Source organism: Pseudobutyrivibrio ruminis DSM 9787, from assembly GCF_900218035.1.
GTDB classification, from domain to species: Bacteria; Bacillota; Clostridia; order Lachnospirales; family Lachnospiraceae; genus Pseudobutyrivibrio; species Pseudobutyrivibrio ruminis.
In genome coordinates, this window is sequence record NZ_OBMR01000008.1 from 76,018 (window position 1) to 94,517 (window position 18,500).

Genomic DNA, 18,500 nt, shown 5'->3' on the forward strand with positions numbered 1-18,500 from the left:
ATGGCAAAGAAAAAAGCAAGTGTAAATGTAGCAAGCTGTGTTGCCTGCGGTGTTTGTAGGCTGCAGTGTCCGAGGCAAGCTATATCCATCTACAAAGGATGTTATGCCACTGTAGATGAAAATCTATGTGTGGGCTGCGGATTGTGCGCTAAAGCATGTCCCGCAAGTGTTATCGAAGTGAAAGAGAGGGATGTGATAAATGGCTAAAAAGAAAAAGCATTGGTACAATTACCTTTGGATTTGGAGCATCATCTATTTCGCGCTAGGATTTTTTAATATTTTATTTGCATGGCTAGGATTAATTGATTTTATCCTGCCGCTGATATTTGCAATAGTAGGTGGCAACAAATGGTTCTGCAATAATATGTGCGGTAGAGGCCAGCTGTTTTGGGTATTAGGAAGAAATGTAGGATGTTCGAGAAAGAAGCCTGCGCCAAAGTGGCTTTCTTCAAAATGGTTTAGATATGGATTCTTAACATTTTTCATGACTATGTTTGGAACCATGATATTCCAAACATATCAAGTTTTTGCAGGTGCTGGCACACTTAGAAAAGCTATAAAGCTATTTTGGACTTTCAAAGTACCTTGGAAATGGGCATATTCAGGAAGTGTATTCCCTGATTGGGTAGCTCAGTTTGGATACGGATTTTACAGTCTGATGCTTACATCTACTTTGATTGGACTTATAGTAATGGTACTATATAAAGAAAGAACCTGGTGTACATTTTGCCCTATGGGAACCATGACTCAGGGCATTTGTCAGTTAAAAGAAAAAGGAGCAAAGTAATGACAATAGAGGAAAGAGCTGATATAGCTGCTAATTTAAAGGCAACAGGACAGTGCAATTGCACACAGTCTGTACTTAAGGTATTTGAAGATAAAATGGATATTTCTCCAGAGGAGCTTACAAAGCTGGCTGCTGGTTTTGCAGCAGGTATGGGCTGTATGGAGAGCACATGTGGTGCTCTTATTGGAGCTGTCATGGTAGCGGGCATGGCTACTGACGGAAAGGGCACACCTAGATACTCTAAGGAAATCGTAAGCAAGTTTAATGAAAAGTGTGGCGCTACAATCTGCAAGGATTTAAAGGGAATCACAACAGGGCAGGTGCTCTGCGATTGTCCTGATTGTGTCAGAAACGCAGTGCTTTCTCTGGGAGAGACTGTGGAGATATAAAAAATAATATAAAACATGTGTTTGCCTCTAGCTTATAATGGTGTAATATAAAGCTAGAGGTTTTTTATATGAGTGATAGATTAATATTTCATATTGATGTTAATAGTGCTTTTGTTTCTTGGTCTGCGGTGGAAATGCTAAAAAATGGTGGGCCTGATTTGCGTGAAGTTCCATCCATAGTTGGTGGTGATCCAGATTCTAGAAGAAGCATTGTAGCGGCAAAATCAATTCCTGCAAAGAAATATGGGATTGTTACTGGGGAGCCTGTTTCCAGTGCTCTTAGAAAATGTCCTAATCTTGTAATTGCAGGCTCTAATTTTGATTGGTATGTAAAATGTTCCAGAGCTTTCAAAGCAATATGCCAGGAATATACCCCTACGATGCAATCTTTTTCAATCGATGAAGTATTTTTGGATATGTCTGGCATGAATCTTATTTATCCAGATCCAATTGCAACAGCTTATGAAATAAAGGATCGAGTCTATAAAGAACTTGGATTTACTGTTAATGTGGGGGTGGCTTCTAATAAATTATGTGCAAAAATGGCTAGCGATTTTGAAAAGCCAAATAAGGTGCACACTCTATTTTCAAATGAAATAGAAAGCAAAATGTGGCCTTTACCAGTGGAGGATTTATTTACATGCGGCAAATCTACATCAGCAAGGCTTAGGAGCCTAGGAATATATACAATTGGTGAATTGGCGAAATATCCAGTAGAGCAATTAGTAATGCTTCTTGGAGAACGCGGGGCCATACATTTTCATAATTATGCTAATGGAATAGACGATTCTCCAGTGCTTCAGGAGACTGAGGATGCAAAGGGATATTCTGCAGAAACAACGGTTGAAGAAGACTTAGTAGATATAGAAAGTATCAACCGTCTGCTTTTGGCTCAGACGGATGTAGTCGCAGCACGTATGAGAGCCGATGAGGGAAAATGTAGATGCATAGGTGTAACATTTAGAAACCTCGATTTTGTAAACAAATCACATCAGAAAAAGCTTCCGGAAGCTACAGATGTAACAGATATTATTTTTGAAACTGCTAAGCAGCTAATAAGAGAAAGCTGGCATGGAGAGCCTCTCAGGTTGCTGGGACTGTCGCTATCAGATATAGAAAGAGATGGATTTGAGCAGATGTCGTTATTTCAGGATGAGAATAAAGAGAAGAGAAAGGCATTGGACTCTACGCTGGATTCTATAAGAGGAAAATTTGGCAATGGTGCAGTGCAGCGCGCAAGCACCATTGATACTAGCAAAAATATCAACAGACGGAATCAATAACCACTATATTTGAGCAATACTTGCTTATGATTGAATTGCCTACATATGCAAGATATTCATCATAATCTATATAGAAGATTTGTCCCCAGGATGAAACTTTTATCATTGTATTGTGGATTTGGGTATCATTATGAATAATAGCTATCGCATTTACGTAGTGACTATTAGTAGATGCGGTAGCTTTATATGTATCATTTATAGAATCATAGGAATAGAGTGTTATTCTGCGATTATATCGATACAATCCCCAGATGACAGGGATGTTGTTGCTAAGCATTTCTTCCATGGTGGAAAGCATATTTTTATGGCCATGAATACCATTCCATTTTGCTTTCATTTGAATGGATTTCATGGAATTAATATATCTGCATATTTGAAATGGTAGAATGCCAATGGAAATTGTGCCGAAGAATTCCCTTGTAAATAACTTCGTAAATACGATAGCAGTGGAAAACTGATGACACAGCTGGAGATAATCGTGCATAGAAATAGAAGTGTTATTTGCAAGATAAAGGCCACAATCGATTGCTGAAATCATACCGCAACCTTGATTGCTAAGGCCTTTAAGGTCAGTATTACTAAGCCATGATTGATTAAAACCACAGCCGATTACTTTGCCATTATCATCTTTGATTTGAATGTATTCTCTGGCCAATTCTTGTGCTTTCATATCTATGATTTTAGCATTATAAAAAAATATAAACAATTGTGTAAAAAGTGCTTGACTTATCCTTGGAATTCCTATAGAATAACCATTGTTGTTGAGGCAATCAACAGATTTGCGCGAGTGGCTCAGTTGGTGGAGCACCACCTTGCCAAGGTGGGGGTCGCGGGTTCGAGTCCCGTCTCGCGCTCTTTTAATATAAAAATGAGGTCATCCAAATGGGTGACCTCATTTTTTGTATTAAAGAGCACTTTACATCGAGACGGGACGACCTATCACGATTTATCGAGCTTGCGATGAGAAATCGTGATGCTTCCTTAATCCCGTCGAGCGCGTAGGCCCATACGGGCCTCGAAGGTTCGAGGTCTCGCCTGCCGGCTCGGTCGGTGCTTCTGCTTCGCAGAGGTGTCCACCGGACACCCGCACCCCGTCTCGCGCAATTTGACGAGATGTTTCCCTACTTGATTCTATGGCTTAGTTTCTAACATTGTTGCATATGCAAGAATCCTTTTTATTATATTACGCTCTTTATCTTTGCATTGACTAATTAGCTCGAATAATTCAGGATCAGATGCCTTATATATTGTATAAGATACTGGACTTGGGTCGTCGGTTTGATTGGTCAAATATTCAACCGATGTATGTAGAACATTTGCAATTACATTAATCGTTTGAATTGAAGGAGTTCTTTCTCCTGACTCGTATCTTAAATATGCTGGTTGCGAAAGCTGCATCCTTTTTGCAGCTTCCATTTTTGTAATTCCATTTTTTTCCCTACATTCAATTAATCTTTTTATATTTAGCTCGGCCATCAATAATCCTCCTGAATTTAACATTGATTATACCAATGGAATAATATACAATCAATATACCAATGGTATACAAGGAGGGACGATGAGCAAAACAAATAATAGTTATCATGGTGTCTTTTTAGAAAGTGATTGGCGGCATAGAGTATTGAGTGATGAGAAAATCAAGTTTTTTAGACTGATTACTGATAATTCAATACATGATAAAACATGTAAACTTATACAAAAATATCCTGATAGAGATATTATATGTTTGAATGAATACGATGAAAAGTTATCACAGTGTAAGGCTTGCGCCACCAAAGCATATCTTAGGATTGGAGCTACAGATCCTAAAAACTATAAAAGATATTGTACATTTTTTGATAATACATTTTTAAGCACTAAAGTTCTTAGAGATATATACGTTACTAATAGGATGACTACTTCTATATTTGAAAATACATTGACAATCAAATATAAAGAAGATACTTGGAGAATTATATCTCTTGATAATGATGGAAACGTTCAGCTTAGACATAACAATTATAAAAGACTTACAGATGGTACAAGACAATTTGTAGGGGGATACCATATACAAAATAATTATTGTAAACGAATTAAAATAAGACCGGCATTATCAGTTATAAAAACTTATGATTATAGGGTACACTCTACCAATGACAATATTCTACAAGCTGTTGACAAGAATAATAAAATCGCACCAAAACATAGTCCAATAAGTAGAATCTTTACTTGGATTAAGAGTGTTAATAACCGGGTTAAAAGAGCATTGTTCTGATTTACATTCGACAATGAAATAGTCAATATCGTATTTGCGGTACTGTTTTTTTATGGTTACAATAGGAGGGAGCATATAATCATGTCAAAAAACTTATCGGAAGGATTTTTGATTCTCTTTCAGAATATTTAACAAATAACTATGGTCGTGGTTTTTCGAGAAGCAATGTGGCGAGTATGCGACAGTTCTACTTGGTATATAAAGAACGTGATTCTCAAATTGTCCAATCGCCGATTGGACAATTGACAATAAAGGGGAATTGGTCTTTTTTAGTGAGTTGGACTCACAACACGAGCCTTTGGTAATGTATAATATTGAGGAAATAGACTTGAGTTTAAAATAAAAAATTAAGAGGCTTATTTAAATGTACTATAAAAAGGCTAAAGAACTATTACTAATATGCATGGCTAGCGCAGTATTAACTAGCTGTGGAAATGCAGTTTTGGTAAAGGAAGATAGTAAAAGCGAAACTAATACTATTGTAGAAGGAATTGATGATTCAGAGGATAATAATCTACAGAATGTCTATAATGCCTATGCGGATTATCTTGAGAATAATCCTTTATATGAAGGTTTTGAAGTTGGTGAGTACGAGACATACGAAACTAAGTTAGCATTTTCTCTAGTATATATAGACGAGGATTATATTCCAGAACTTATTATTGGTTGGACTAAGTTATTGGCTAATACCTCTGATATTTGTATATTAAAATATGTGGATGGAAATATTATAAGTAGTGGTCCGATTGGTCACTATAATAGTATTAGTTATATACCAAGAAAAAATGTATTAAATGAGAGTAATTATAATTTAGGCATTTGTTCTAATTGGTATGGATATCTTAATGATGAAGGTGAATTATCAACCCATTGCGAATCGTATGAAGAATGTCCGGAAGGAGAGTCTTTAGGTTTTTCTTATTATGTAAAGGGTGAAGAAGTTAATGAAGATGAGTATAACAATTATTATGACTCTGTTATTGAAGGAGAGTTTACTGGCTGGTCGGGAAATAATAGTTCAAACACTACATACATACTAAATGAAGAGTCATTAGAACTCTTACGTTCAGGCGAGGTTGAAATTGATGATCCATCGAAGGAATCAAATCATCCTGAAGTAGAAGCATACAGCGAATTGCTCAAGGGAATGCTTCAGGATGTAGATGAACCTCTTCGTGTAGCATTAATAACGATTGATAATGATAACACTTATGAACTTGCAGTTTTTCAGGGAAATGCACATAATGACGGGGCGTTGCTTTACTCTTATCGAGATAATGAAGTGGTTTCATTGGCTATAGATGGTTTTCCGCAATATGGTTCGTATGGTTCTTTTGAATTATTACAAAATTTGGGAATGATTTCATATAACTATTATAGAAATGGTGGGGCTGGTGAATATCGATTTTACCTATCTCTAGCTAATGGAAAAATGACATTAGACAAAGGAATGCAGGCAGATATAACGTTTACAGAAGACGGAGAATTAAAAGAAAACAAGTATTATTTGGATGGACAAGAGATAACTGGAGAAGAATATGAATCGATTATAGAAAGCTATGAAGCATCTTTATCAGAAATTGTAGATTATGATTCATGTTATGAAATTTTGAAAGAAGAAGATATCCCGGAGGCGTTATCACAAGAGTACTATTCTATAGATTAGGATTTTAATCAGGCAATAAAAAAAGAGATATCCACAGCGGATATCTCTTTTTAAAACTATATGAACTTCGCAATATCTTCAATATTCTTGCGAGGTGGCTTCCTAGTAACAGATTCAGATCTGTAACCAACAGCAATGATGCTCATGACCTGCTCATCCTCTGGAATGCCACAGAAATCAGCAACAACCTTAGCATCTCTTAAGCCCATGATAAGTGTGTCTACACCAAGTTCAACAGCTTTTGCGCAGAGCAACATATCGTGTAAACCAAGATCATAAGCACCCCAGCCGTTTCCAACTTCGTTGTCGGCCTCTCCTGTAGCTTTGTTAAATCCAGAAACATTCTTTTGGAATGTAGTAACAACGTATGCTGTTGCTTCTTTTGTGCTGTTCTGATTAAAATCAGGTAAAACAGTCTCTCTGAATTTGCTTACCTGCTCTGGAGTAGAAATGCAGTAGTATCGAGATGTCTGAGTGTTCTTCCAAGAAGGTGCAGCTGATGCAGCTGATACCATCTCGCGTAGGATTTCCTCAGAAACCTGCTTACCGTTGAATGATCTAACGCTCTGTCTAGCGTCAATAACCTGCTGGAATTCCATAATAACCCTCCTAGTGAAAGTGTCTATAATTAATATCTGGTTGCAATCAATTGAATTGTATCACAACCGCTCTGAAAATCAATGTATTGGTGCTAATGAAGAGAAATACTAGCAGTATTTCCGTTAATATCTTCTAATTCAATTGATTTTACAGTGCTAGGTTCTATTATGTTATTGAATTCCAAAGAAAAAATAGCGGTGTTATTATCTCCATCAATGCTATTTAGATTATCGCATTCCCTGCAATCAATTACTGTACCGTCATCTAAGGTTAAACTTGTAATATAAGGTACGCGAGGTTTATCCATTGGAGTACCAAACCAGCTATCTTTTACATCGTCAGTAATAGTGTAGCGAATCTCCGCAGAAATAGGACTGATTTTAAATGAAGTAGCCTCACAATTAAACTCAGGGATAAAGTTGTTTAAATCAATTACAAGAGCATTACTTACTTCTGGAATAGGCAAATCAAATACCCAGGTACCACCTAAACTATTTTCTGAGAAATCACTATTCACAATAGAAAAATCGCTTAATTCTAAGTGTATGGTTTTGCCGGTTAGGGACATTTCAGAATCAATTGAATCTGTTCCATCGATATTAAAGATAAACTCATCATCTCTGATTCCCATGCCGTATCCAAAGCTGTCCCCTTCGTAGCCTTGTATATAAATATCATCAACGTTGATGTTTGGCTCACAGCCTTCGTTTATCTCAACACCTGAGTATTTCAATGTAAGATTAATCTTATTATCATCGGCAACAATTGCTACTGGAGTAAGAGTGATTCCATTGTCCGTGATGGCATATTTTGAATAATCGTCTTCTTCAGAAAATACTATTGCCTGTCCCTGTTCTGTAAGAGTTTGTTGCTGTTCGTCGGTAGCATTAAAATAGCTGCTGAGTCCATGACCCCAGAAATGACGTATTGCTGCCGTAGCAGTGATGGTAGTTATGAGTATTAAGCATATGCAAGCTGCCACTGACAGCCGTTTATTAAATTTTACAATCTTTTTACCGGACTGATATCTTGCACACTGAGTAATTAAAATGTCATCTACACCGTTAAATGCTAAAAATAAATTTTCTTTTTTCATGATGCCAAATATCCCTCCTTTACCAAACGTGTTCTGAGCTTTGCTCTCAATCTGCTAAGCATTACTGATACATTGTTCTTTGATATACCATATTTTTTGGATATGGTAGTAATATCATCGGCATAAAAGTATCTACTAAGGAAGATAAACGCTTCCCTTTCAGGAAGGGATCTGACATAATCTGCTATTATATTTTCAAGTTCCTGTCCTAAAATGGATTGCTCTACGCCATTTGAAGCTGGAATACATTCTTCCAGTTCATCAAGAATCTCGTGCATGGTACCATTTCCACGCTTTTTGCTTCGACTTGCTCTGTATTTATCAAAAGCAAGTTCTCTTGCAATTTTAGCTAAAAAAGCTTTGAAGACTTTGGGCCTTGTAGGTGGGATTTTATCCCAAGTTTTTAAATAGGTATCATTTAAACATTCTTCAACATCTAAATCATCATTAAGAATATTGTTTGCAATTGATTCAAGGTAATTGCCATATTTGATGTCTGTCTCTTCAATGGCTCGTTCGTTACGTTTGAAATAAAGCTCGATTATTTCCTCGTCTTTCATGTGTGTCCCCCTTTTTATTCATTTGTAAGCGCCTTACACTTATATAGCCGTAAAAAAGATGAGATTATTACAGTTTAATAAAAAAGAAAGACTAAAGCGAAATAAAAGCAGCCAGGCTACCTCTATTTGCACCCATGATTCTATGGGAATAAAAAAGCTTAGGATTGCAGCGCGTGCAGTAATTTGTGGTTTCGATGTGGTCTTCAGGAATGCCTGCCTCAAGGAAAACGAGGCGGCATGCAGCCCATAAATCTAGCATGTATTTATCTTTATCATCTGGATTAAAAGTAGATGGACGGAGTAATTCGGATTTATGTTTTTCACCAAAAGCTTTTATAAATTCATTGGCTACATCTGCGCTTACTTCATAGCAATCTTTGCAAATGCTTGGTGCGATTCCGCATAGGATATCGTTTTTATCACAGCCAAATTCTTCACACATTTTTTCGATGGTGACCTTGCCAATTTTACCGACTGTTCCGCGCCATCCTGAGTGAGAAAGTGCGACCACTTCTTTTACAGGATCGTAGAAAAATAAAGGAACGCAGTCAGCATAGAATGTCACAAGTGGCATATCTTTTACATTTGTAATGAGTCCGTCTACATCATCGTAAGGGAGTGGTTTGATAAGTCCATTTCCTGCATCCTTTTCATCAACCACAATTACATTAGTTGTATGAGTCTGTTTTGACAGGCACATACGGTCATAATTCATATCTAACGCATTTGCGATACGATGATAGTTTTCACGTACGTTTTCATCGGAATCGCCTCGATTAAAACCTAAATTCAATGAATCAAATACACCTTCACTTACACCGCCTATTCGAGTGGAAAAACCGTGCTTAACACCGGCTTTTTTGAAAGAATCAAATGTAAGAAAGGAAACACCATTTTTATTTTCTAAGTTCATATTTAAACCGCCTTTTTATCTAGATACTTTACAATTGAGTATAGCATATAGAGATTTGAAAAGCAGAATAATAGATATTTGAATTTTCTGAAAATCAACCGATAAAAAGTAAGCTTTGCAACTTTAAAAAACTGTATTGACTTATAGGGGGTTATCCTATAGAATACATTTTGTTGTTGAGGAAACAACAGATATGCGCGAGTGGCTCAGTTGGTGGAGCACCACCTTGCCAAGGTGGGGGTCGCGGGTTCGAGTCCCGTCTCGCGCTCTTTTAATATAAAAAATGAGGTCATCCAAATGGGTGACCTCATTTTTTTATTATTTAGTATGTATCTAACTTGGAAAGCAGTTCCAGATTATATTTTTCGTATTCATTAAAAACGCTATCATCAAAGTCTGATGCTCGTACTTCTGGAAGGTACCAGAGTTGTGTGAGGTAAAAATTGTTTAAATCTTCATCTGTAAAAATATAACCATGTCTGGCATAGATTTCATTTTTTGCTAAATGAATGATTACAGGTGGAACATTTTCAAAATCAGTTGCTTGATAATACTGGGTATCTGTATTAAACAGTGGATAGCAATCTACAGAGATATCAGTGCATTCGCGAACTACTTCCTTATATCTTAAGAAATCAGGATAGTATGAAGTTTCATCTTTATATTGACTTCGTTTATCAAGCTCAGCTAGAATCTGTTCCTCGGTCCAATCGTCATTATATTTATTTAAAGTAGTATCGCTGGTGGTAGTTTGAGAGTCATCGTCCTGCACTTTAATAAGATCATAATGCCCATTAATTCCATAACCTATCACGTTGTCTTCTGACAAGACAAAATCTTCCACATCAATAGTAATGGTATTGTCTTTTAATTGAATTAAAAGTGTTCCGCTATTATCCCAACCATCATCTGTAAATTCATACGTACAAGTTCCATCTATAATGGTTCCAGTGATATTGTCGACTTCGGCAAATCTATCAAACGAGCTTGTTTGTGTATAGAGAGATGCATTTGTTATTTCATTACCTTGTATTTCAATATTTAACTCAGTTCCACTATCTGTTATGCGAGAACCATCAGTTGACCATAAGCCTACATAATCAGAGTAGTCTTCAGTGCTAGAGTTTGAACTGGATGACTCATCATTGGTTGGCGAGCTAGTAGCATTATCGACCGTGTTTTCTTGTAGTTCCTGTGTGTTGGTTTCTTCACTAGATTGATTGCATGCTGAAAGCAACAAAGAGGTAGAGATTATTAATAGAATAATCTTTTTCTTCATAAATTAAGTCCTCCGATGATGTGATGTTTTTAAAAGTATAAACTTTATACTAGCACTGGGATTAAATTATAGTCAATATGTCTAGTTCTGTGGTTTTTTATGCTGAATAAGTTTTTGTTCCCAAGCAGATACTCTCAATGATAAATCAACTAATTTGACACATACTACACACTATGCTAGAATCCATTCCGTTGTACTTTGATAATTGAATAGAGGTCAAGAAATCCATGTATTTATTCCTCGTTTTAGCGCCATGCACCAGGACGACTGGTTAACGAGGAGGAGGGATTATCGAAAATTCGGCGGGTGCCCTCCCGTGTTGCCTAACGCGAACGCATTAGCAAATATGCAGGTGACTGCAAAACAAAGATGATGCGATAGGTAGTTTTGAACTTTCACAGCATTGCTGTAATACATAGAAAGAATGAGGAATAAAATATGTGTGGAATTATAGGTTTTTTAGGAAATGATGCTTTAGCTAATATATTAGATGGATTAGAGCTTCTTGAGTATAGAGGATATGACAGTGCAGGAATCGCTATCAGACGTGAAAATGAAGGCGACTCACAGGTGTACAAGTGCCAGGGCAGAGTTAGCGACCTTAGAGGAATTGTTCCAGCTGAAGGTGCTGATTTTAGCTGCGGTATTGGTCATACCAGATGGGCTACTCATGGTGGAGTTTGCGATAAGAATGCTCATCCACATCGTTCGGGAAAGGTTACATTAGTTCATAACGGCATCATTGAAAATTATGCTGATTTACGTGAAGAATACGAGCTTGAGGATAAGCTTGTTACTGAGACAGATACTGAGGTTGTTGCAGCTCTTATTGATAAGCTCTACGATGGTGATCCAAAGAAGACAATCAAGAGAGTAATCAAAAAGATTAAGGGTACATTTGCGTTTGTAATCATGTTTGATGATAAGCCAGATACTATCTACGCAGTTAGAAATGTTAGCCCTATCGTAGCTACAACTACTGACAATGTGACTGTATTGTCTTCTGACCCAGCAGCACTTTTCAAGTATTCAAAGGAGTACTTTGTACTTGATGAGAGAATTATTCTTACAGCAAATCGTGATGGAATTTCTTTGGAAGATTTCGATGGTAATCCAGTTGAGCCAAAATACACAAAGGTTGATTGGGATGTTTCTGCTCCAGGAAAGCAGGGCTATCCATATTTCATGGCAAAGGAAATTGATGAGCAGCCAACTTGCATTCGCAGAATCTTAAGCAATTATCTTGTTAATAACGATATTGAGTTTGGTTTCGGTGGTACATTAGACGATGCTTTAAAGAACTTCAATCGTATTTGCATTGTTGCCTGTGGTACAGCTTTGCATGCAGGTATTATGGGGGCTCAGTTGTTCAAGAAGTGGACAGGAATAAATGTTGATACTGAGATGGCTTCAGAGTTTATTTATTCTGATACTACAGTTGGCCCTGATACACTTTTCATTGCAGTTTCTCAGTCAGGTGAGACAATCGATACTTTAGAGGCCCTTAGAAAGGCAAAAGAAGCAGGTGCACTATGTCTTGCAATCTTAAATGTAAGAGGTTCATCAATCTCACGAGTTGCAGATTATACTCTTTACACAGATGCAGGCCCAGAAATCGCAGTTGCCAGCACAAAGGCGTATACAACTCAGATGTTGATGTTCTACATGCTTGCCCTTAAGTCAGGTCTTGTAAGAGGAACAATCACTGAGGAGTATTTTGAGGAAGCTACTAGCAATCTTAGAAAAATCCCTGATGCTATGGCAGAGGTTATCGGACAGAAGGATGCAATTCACAAATTGGCAAAAGAAGTAATCACAGCTTCTGATCTTTTCATGATTGGTAGAGGTTTGGATTACACAGTACTTATGGAAGGCGCCTTAAAGCTTAAGGAGATTTCTTACATTCATTCAGAGGCATATGCAGCTGGCGAATTAAAGCATGGTCCAATCGCTCTTATTTCAGAGGGCACACCAGTTATTGCAGCAGTTACTCAGACTCACTTGATTTCAAAGGCATTGTCAAATGTTAAGGAAATCAGAGCTCGTGGAGCAAACGTTGTGCTTATTGCAAAGAATGAATTAAAGGCTGATTTCTCTGATGAGTATCATGTAATTGGTCTTCCAGATTTAGATGACGAGTATATGTCATTCCCAGAAATCGTTGCTCTTCAGATTTATTCATACTACGTTTCAGCAGATAAGGGACTTGATGTTGATAAGCCAAGAAACCTTGCAAAGGTAGTAACAGTTGAGTAATAGATATTTATATGGAATAAATATGTGGATTTGACCAGAAGTACAACAAAGGTCCATGTCAAAATGACATGGACCTTAAATATTGCATATGAAATTAATTTAAAGTACCAAGATAATCCTGAATAGCTTCAGTAGTGATATCGTAATACTCGTATGTAGCATTTTCTTCAGCTGCTGTTGTAGCCTTTGTATAAATTGAAAAACCAATCCAAACAACAATAGCCAATCCAATAACGGCTACACAAAGGATGCTAAGAGCTTCCTCTAATTTTTTCTTTCTGATAATTGATCTACGATGCTCGCGCTCGTATCTTTTCTTATCTACCTTTTCTTGACTCATTTCTTCTCCTAGAACAGACCGTGATATTTCCAATAGGAACGGTCTGATATTAACAACTACAAGATATAGTAACGCAATTAACTTGGATTTTCAAGGAAATTTAGGCAGAAAGAGGTTACAACTAAATATTAACTAAAAACAGGAAAAGAACTATTCAAACCGCAAGATATTGTGGTAGAATTTATACTGAATATATTATAGACGTAGTCTAGGTAGTTTTACGAAGGAGATATAAGTTATGAGTAAAGCTGATGTGATTTTTAAAGAGATGTGCCGTGATATCCTAGAAAATGGCACAGATACAAAAGACGAAATTGTGCGCCCTATCTGGGAGGATACTGGCGAAAAGGCATATACAATCAAGCAGTTTGGTGTAGTCAACAAATACGATTTAAGAGAGGAGTTCCCAGCTCTTACTCTTAGAAAGACAGCACTTAAAACAGCTATGGACGAAATCCTTTGGATTTACCAGCGTAAATCAAACAACATTAAGGATTTAAAAGGCCATATTTGGGACCAATGGGCAGACGAAGAAGGCTCAATCGGTACAGCATATGGCTATGTTGTAGGCGAAAAGTTTGAGTTCAAGGGTGAGATGATTGATCAGATGGATTATGTTCTCAAGCAGCTTAAGGAGACACCATATTCCCGTAGAATCATGACAAACCTATATCAGTTCCATGATTTAGCGACAGGTCATTTGGATCCATGCTGCTACTCAGCTACATACAATGTTACAAAGGATAAGGATTCAGACAAGCTAGTTCTTAATATGGTTCTTAATCAGCGTTCACAGGATGTACTTGCTGCAAACAACTGGAATGTTTGCCAGTATGCAATCCTACTTATGATGGTTGCACAGGTAAACGACATGATTCCAGGCCAGCTTATACATGTCATCGCTGATGCACATATTTACGATAGACACGTGGATGCTATAAAGGAATTACTTAGCCGTCCAGAGCTTCCAGCTCCAAAGGTTCACTTGAACCCTGATGTTAAGAACTTCTACGATTTCACAACTGATGACCTCATCGTGGAAGGCTACGAGGCTGGCGAACAAATCCGTAATATTCCTATTGCGGTTTAGGAGGTGTGTATGAATTTAATTGTTGCAGTAGATAAGAATTGGGCAATCGGCAAGGATAACAAGCTTCTTGTGAGTATTCCTGACGATATGAAGTTTTTTAGGGAGACTACTACAGGCAAGGTTGTTGTTATGGGCCGAAAGACTCTAGAGAGCTTTCCAAATGGTAAGCCTCTCAAAAATAGAGTTAATATCGTTCTTACAAGAGACCTTAATTACGAAGTGAAGGATGCACTCATCGTTCATTCAAAGGAAGAGCTTGATGAAGAGCTTAAAAAATATAATCAGGATGATATTTTTGTCATCGGTGGCGAAAGTATCTATCGCATGATGTTAGATGACTGCAAGCGAGCGTTTGTTACATATGTTGATTATGCTTACGATGCAGATACATATTTTCCAAATTTGGACGAGCTTTCAGATTGGAAGCTTGCGGATGAATCAGAGGAGCAAACTTATTACGATATAGAATTTTATTTTAGAACTTATACACGTTAATTGGCACAACTTAAGAGGGTACTGACATGGCATTAAATATTACTGGAAGGAAGTTATTTGTTAAGGCACTTAAAGAAGAAGGCGTAGATACCATTTTCGCTTATCCAGGAGGCATGATTACTGACATCGTGGATGAGCTATACAAAACCGAAGGAATTCGTGTTATTTTAGGCCGTCATGAGCAAGCACTTGTTCATGAGGCGGAAGGCTATGCCCGCGCTACTGGGAAAACTGCGGTTGTCCTAGTCACTTCAGGTCCTGGTGCAACAAATACAATCACCGGTATTGCAGATGCTTATTATGACAGTATCCCTATGGTGATTTTTACAGGACAGGTTCCTCTTCACCTTATAGGAAACGATGCATTCCAAGAAGTAGATATTGTTGGAATGACTCGTTCAATCACCAAGTACGGCGTGACAATCAGAGATAGAGAAGACATGGGCCGTCTCATTAAAATGGGATTCCAGGTTGCTTCGACTGGCAAGCCAGGCCCTGTGCTTATAGATATTCCAAAGGATATTCAGGTTCAGACAGGCGACCCTGAGTACCCAGAGCATGTTGATATTAGGGGCTATCATCCTAATGAAACGGTTCATATTGGCCAGTTAAAAAAGGCTTATCGTTTACTTAAATCAGCCAAAAAGCCTTTAATCCTTGCTGGTGGCGGCGTTAGAATTTCTGGTGCTGAGAAGGAGCTTCTTGAGTTCGCTGCTAAAATGAATGTTCCAGTTACTACTACAGTAATGGGTAAGGGTGTTATGCCTGAGGACCATGAGCTTTTTATTGGCAATTGTGGTATGCATGGTCGCTTTGCTGCCAACAAAGCGGTTACAGAGTGTGATGTATTGTTCTCAATTGGCACACGTTTTAATGATAGAATAACAGGTGAGCTTGATGAGTTCGCGCCAAAGGCTAAAATCGTTCACGTAGATATTGCTTCTGCATCTATTTCAAGAAATGTAGTGGTAGATGTACCGGTTACCGCAGATGCTAAAATCGCACTTGAGCGATTAGTAGAATATGCCGAGCCAATGAACACATCAAAATGGCTTGCTAAGATAAACGAATGGGAGAGTGAACATCCTCTTTCAATGCCTGACACAAAAGTAGGCATTAATCCACAGATTATCTGTGAAACAATCAATCAGGTATTCTTTGATGCCAATATCGTAACAGATGTTGGTCAGCATCAGATGTGGGCAACACAGTTTATCAAATTAAGTGAAGGCCAGGAGTTCATTACTTCAGGTGGCCTTGGCACTATGGGATTTGGTTTCCCAGCAGCAATTGGTGCTTCGATAGGCAATCCTAAAAAGCCAGTTGTATTAATTACTGGCGATGGTGGCTTCCAGATGAACATGCAGGAGATGGCCACTGCAATGACTGAGAAAATTCCAGTTATTATATGCATATTTAACAATTCTAACTTAGGAATGGTTCGTCAGATGCAACAGTTATTCTATGGAAAGAGATACGAGATTACAGATCTTTCTGCATCAGACGGAAGCTATTATCCAGACTTTATAAAGTGGGCTGAAGGATACAGCTGCAAAGCTATCCGTGTTACTAATCAGGACGATGTATTGTCAGCGCTTGAGACAGCAAGGGCAAATACAGATGGCCCAACAGTTTTGGAATTTATTGTCTCTCCAGACGATTTAGTATTACCAATGGTTAAAAGTGGTACACCACTTAGTGAAATGATTTTGAAGTAGATGTAGAGGGGCTAACAATATGAAGAACAGATGGATTGCATTATATGTAGAAAATCAGGTTGGTGTTTTGGCAAAGGTTTCAGGATTGTTTTCAGCAAAGTCCTACAACCTTCAAACTCTCACTGTTGGTACGACAGAAAGAGACGATGTTTCTAGAATGACTATTTCGGTTAAAGCTGACGATGCCACATTTGAGCAGATTAAAAAACAGCTCAATGCTATGGTTGAGGTTATAAAAGTAATAGATTTGACCACTATGTCAATTCACATGAAAGAGATTCTTTATGCCAGGGTAAATGGGCTCAACAGTGAGTCTAAGACCGAAGCATTTCAAATAGCCAACGTATTTAATCAAGGAGGAAGCGTTAAAATTGTTGATATCGGCGCTGATTCAGTACTCTTTGAGTGTATGTTGACAGAGCGCAAGAACAATGAGATTATAGAACTACTCAAATCACGATTTAAGAAAATTGAAGTTACTCGTGGTGGAGCAGTAGCAGTAGAATCAATCAGCAGTTCTTGCAGATAATATATATTGTAGGAGAAATTAATGAAAAAGCTAAAAGGGAGTTTAGCACTGCTTTTAGTGGTTAGTTTGTGCCTTTGTAGTACATCTGCCAGAGCTTCACAATCAGAGGTAGATCGACTAAAACAAGAGTCGGAAAATGCCTCACAGGCTGTTGACGATATCAACAATGCCAAGCAGCAGGTAGAGGAAGCGAAGGGACAGCTTAAAGACCAGGCGGACTCACTCAGTGGGCAAATAAGCGATTTAAATACGCAGATTACCACGGTATCAAGTGAAATTTCCGAAACGGAAGACAGCATAGCACTTGTAGAAGCAGATATCGAATCTTTGAATGAAAAGCTTGAAACAACACAGGCTTCTTTAGACACACAAAAGGAAGCTATGAAGGCTCGCATTCAATATATGTACGAAAATAAATCTACAAATACGCTGGTTAACTTCTTGGAAAGCGGTTCTATTTCGGAGTTTTTACAACGTCTCGAATACATGGCACAGATTACAGCTTATGATCAGGATGCCATAGAGAAATACGAAGAAACACAGCAGGAATTGGAAGATACAAAATCTGCTATCGAGACTAAAAATGATGAGCTTACAGCATATCAGGACACTCTTCAAAGCAAGAGGTCAGAGCTTGGTACACTTGTAAGCAGTACCACTTCAGCATTAAACACTACCAATTCTCAGATAGAGCTTACAGAGGCTGCTATTGCAGAGTTGGAAAAACAGTTAGAAGAAGCAAAAGCATACGAGCAAAAGATTCAGCAGCAATATGAGGCAGCTCAGGTTGCATTAGCTGAGAAGCTTGCAGGTGAGCATGGCGGATACACTGGTGGATACACCACTACAGACGAGGAGACACTTATTCTTGCAGCTCTTATTCAGGCAGAAGCAGCAAATCAGGGAGACGCAGGCCGTTTGGCAGTTGGTTCAGTTGTCATGAACCGTGTAGCCAGCTCAAAGTTCCCTAACACTGTCTCTGGTGTAGTTTATGCATCTGGCCAGTTTGCACCAGTTACATCAGGCCGTGTGGCAATGATTCTTGCAGAAGGGCCAAACAGTGCATGCCAATACGCGGCAGCTCAGGCAATTGCAGGAAACACAAATACAGATGCTTTATTCTTCTGTACTTATTCATATGCTCAGAGCTTGCACGAATCGCAGGTAGCTGCTGGGCAGTCAGGATTTTTAGATAGAACTTCGGGTACAGTTATAAATGCCCATTATTTCTATAATTATAATTAA

General features: G+C 38.0%; 21 protein-coding genes and 2 tRNA genes. 15 read left to right on the plus strand and 8 right to left on the minus strand.

The window, feature by feature from the left end; translation table 11 throughout:
• The 4 genes from CRN97_RS09145 to CRN97_RS09160 all read left to right on the plus strand — a co-directional run bounded on the left by CRN97_RS09145 (position 1) and on the right by CRN97_RS09160 (position 2,459).
• A complete protein-coding gene (locus CRN97_RS09145) occupies positions 1-207 on the plus strand; it encodes a 4Fe-4S binding protein (RefSeq protein ID WP_074790026.1) in 207 nt (68 codons plus the stop codon).
• Complete coding sequence (locus CRN97_RS09150) at positions 200-787, plus strand: 4Fe-4S binding protein (protein WP_097076661.1); 588 nt, start codon at positions 200-202, stop codon at positions 785-787. The genes CRN97_RS09145 and CRN97_RS09150 overlap by 8 nt, the downstream gene beginning before the upstream one ends.
• Entirely contained in the window at positions 787-1,176 is a 390-nt protein-coding gene (locus CRN97_RS09155; protein WP_097076662.1) for a C-GCAxxG-C-C family protein, read from the plus strand. Before CRN97_RS09150 ends, CRN97_RS09155 begins: the two co-directional genes overlap by 1 nt.
• Before the next feature lie 68 nt (positions 1,177-1,244).
• The gene (locus tag CRN97_RS09160; RefSeq protein WP_097076663.1) at positions 1,245-2,459 is read left to right on the plus strand and encodes a DNA polymerase Y family protein; all 1,215 of its coding nucleotides are present in this window, start codon (positions 1,245-1,247) and stop codon (positions 2,457-2,459) included.
• Here the strand turns inward: CRN97_RS09160 and CRN97_RS09165 are convergent.
• The gene (locus CRN97_RS09165; protein WP_143483259.1) at positions 2,440-3,129 is read right to left on the minus strand and encodes a hypothetical protein; all 690 of its coding nucleotides are present in this window, start codon (positions 3,127-3,129) and stop codon (positions 2,440-2,442) included. The two genes, CRN97_RS09160 and CRN97_RS09165, sit on opposite strands and share 20 nt — an antisense overlap.
• A 111-nt stretch (positions 3,130-3,240) precedes the next feature.
• On the opposite strand from CRN97_RS09165, the gene CRN97_RS09170 reads away from it, so the two are divergent.
• Positions 3,241-3,313: transfer RNA gene (locus CRN97_RS09170), tRNA-Gly, on the plus strand.
• 277 nt (positions 3,314-3,590) lie between these two features.
• Here the strand turns inward: CRN97_RS09170 and CRN97_RS09175 are convergent.
• Positions 3,591-3,959: a helix-turn-helix domain-containing protein gene (locus tag CRN97_RS09175; protein ID WP_242962052.1), complete on the minus strand. Its 369-nt coding sequence runs from the start codon at positions 3,957-3,959 to the stop codon at positions 3,591-3,593.
• Positions 3,960-4,017: 58 nt separating this feature from the next.
• Between CRN97_RS09175 and CRN97_RS09180 the strand changes: the two genes are divergently transcribed.
• The 3 genes from CRN97_RS09180 (at position 4,018) to CRN97_RS09190 (ending at position 6,379) form a co-directional block, all read left to right on the plus strand.
• On the plus strand, positions 4,018-4,713 hold the full coding sequence (locus CRN97_RS09180) for a hypothetical protein (protein ID WP_097076666.1): 696 nt from the start codon (positions 4,018-4,020) through the stop codon (positions 4,711-4,713).
• A gap of 104 nt (positions 4,714-4,817) precedes the next feature.
• The gene (locus CRN97_RS14330; RefSeq protein WP_242962059.1) at positions 4,818-5,018 is read left to right on the plus strand and encodes a DUF1016 N-terminal domain-containing protein; all 201 of its coding nucleotides are present in this window, start codon (positions 4,818-4,820) and stop codon (positions 5,016-5,018) included.
• 98 nt (positions 5,019-5,116) lie between these two features.
• Positions 5,117-6,379 carry a hypothetical protein gene (locus tag CRN97_RS09190; protein ID WP_179670728.1) on the plus strand — a complete coding sequence of 421 codons (1,263 nt, stop codon included), beginning with the start codon at positions 5,117-5,119 and terminating at the stop codon, positions 6,377-6,379.
• A gap of 56 nt (positions 6,380-6,435) precedes the next feature.
• Here CRN97_RS09190 and CRN97_RS09195 read toward each other — a convergent pair whose 3' ends face one another.
• The 4 genes from CRN97_RS09195 to pgeF form a co-directional block, all read right to left on the minus strand.
• Entirely contained in the window at positions 6,436-6,978 is a 543-nt protein-coding gene (locus CRN97_RS09195; RefSeq protein WP_097076669.1) for a nitroreductase family protein, read from the minus strand.
• A gap of 92 nt (positions 6,979-7,070) precedes the next feature.
• On the minus strand, positions 7,071-8,075 hold the full coding sequence (locus CRN97_RS09200; protein ID WP_097076670.1) for a DUF4179 domain-containing protein: 1,005 nt from the start codon (positions 8,073-8,075) through the stop codon (positions 7,071-7,073).
• Positions 8,072-8,635: an RNA polymerase sigma factor gene (locus CRN97_RS09205; protein WP_097076671.1), complete on the minus strand. Its 564-nt coding sequence runs from the start codon at positions 8,633-8,635 to the stop codon at positions 8,072-8,074. The genes CRN97_RS09200 and CRN97_RS09205 overlap by 4 nt, the downstream gene beginning before the upstream one ends.
• 91 nt (positions 8,636-8,726) lie before the next feature.
• Positions 8,727-9,548 carry a peptidoglycan editing factor PgeF gene (gene pgeF / locus CRN97_RS09210; RefSeq protein WP_097076672.1) on the minus strand — a complete coding sequence of 274 codons (822 nt, stop codon included), beginning with the start codon at positions 9,546-9,548 and terminating at the stop codon, positions 8,727-8,729.
• 195 nt (positions 9,549-9,743) lie between these two features.
• On the opposite strand from pgeF, the gene CRN97_RS09215 reads away from it, so the two are divergent.
• Positions 9,744-9,816 (plus strand) — tRNA-Gly (locus tag CRN97_RS09215).
• A gap of 54 nt (positions 9,817-9,870) precedes the next feature.
• Here the strand turns inward: CRN97_RS09215 and CRN97_RS09220 are convergent.
• Positions 9,871-10,827 (minus strand): YARHG domain-containing protein, encoded by a 957-nt coding sequence (locus tag CRN97_RS09220; protein ID WP_097076673.1) that lies wholly within the window; start codon positions 10,825-10,827, stop codon positions 9,871-9,873.
• Positions 10,828-11,265: 438 nt separating this feature from the next.
• Here CRN97_RS09220 and glmS point away from each other — a divergent pair, with 438 nt between their 5' ends.
• Positions 11,266-13,083, plus strand: a complete 1,818-nt coding sequence (glmS, locus tag CRN97_RS09225) for a glutamine--fructose-6-phosphate transaminase (isomerizing) (protein WP_097076674.1) — start codon at positions 11,266-11,268, stop codon at positions 13,081-13,083.
• A gap of 94 nt (positions 13,084-13,177) precedes the next feature.
• Here glmS and CRN97_RS09230 read toward each other — a convergent pair whose 3' ends face one another.
• A complete protein-coding gene (locus CRN97_RS09230; RefSeq protein WP_097076675.1) occupies positions 13,178-13,423 on the minus strand; it encodes a hypothetical protein in 246 nt (81 codons plus the stop codon).
• 238 nt (positions 13,424-13,661) lie between these two features.
• Between CRN97_RS09230 and thyA the strand changes: the two genes are divergently transcribed.
• From thyA to CRN97_RS09255, 5 genes are read left to right on the plus strand one after another with little or no spacing between them, the layout of a single operon-like run.
• Positions 13,662-14,513 (plus strand): thymidylate synthase, encoded by an 852-nt coding sequence (gene thyA / locus CRN97_RS09235; RefSeq protein ID WP_033151617.1) that lies wholly within the window; start codon positions 13,662-13,664, stop codon positions 14,511-14,513.
• A gap of 9 nt (positions 14,514-14,522) precedes the next feature.
• Complete coding sequence (locus tag CRN97_RS09240) at positions 14,523-15,008, plus strand: dihydrofolate reductase (protein ID WP_097076676.1); 486 nt, start codon at positions 14,523-14,525, stop codon at positions 15,006-15,008.
• A gap of 26 nt (positions 15,009-15,034) precedes the next feature.
• A complete protein-coding gene (ilvB, locus tag CRN97_RS09245) occupies positions 15,035-16,726 on the plus strand; it encodes a biosynthetic-type acetolactate synthase large subunit (protein ID WP_097076677.1) in 1,692 nt (563 codons plus the stop codon).
• A 19-nt stretch (positions 16,727-16,745) separates the two neighbouring features.
• On the plus strand, positions 16,746-17,255 hold the full coding sequence (gene ilvN / locus CRN97_RS09250; RefSeq protein ID WP_033151614.1) for an acetolactate synthase small subunit: 510 nt from the start codon (positions 16,746-16,748) through the stop codon (positions 17,253-17,255).
• A 21-nt stretch (positions 17,256-17,276) separates the two neighbouring features.
• A complete protein-coding gene (locus CRN97_RS09255; RefSeq protein WP_097076678.1) occupies positions 17,277-18,500 on the plus strand; it encodes a cell wall hydrolase in 1,224 nt (407 codons plus the stop codon).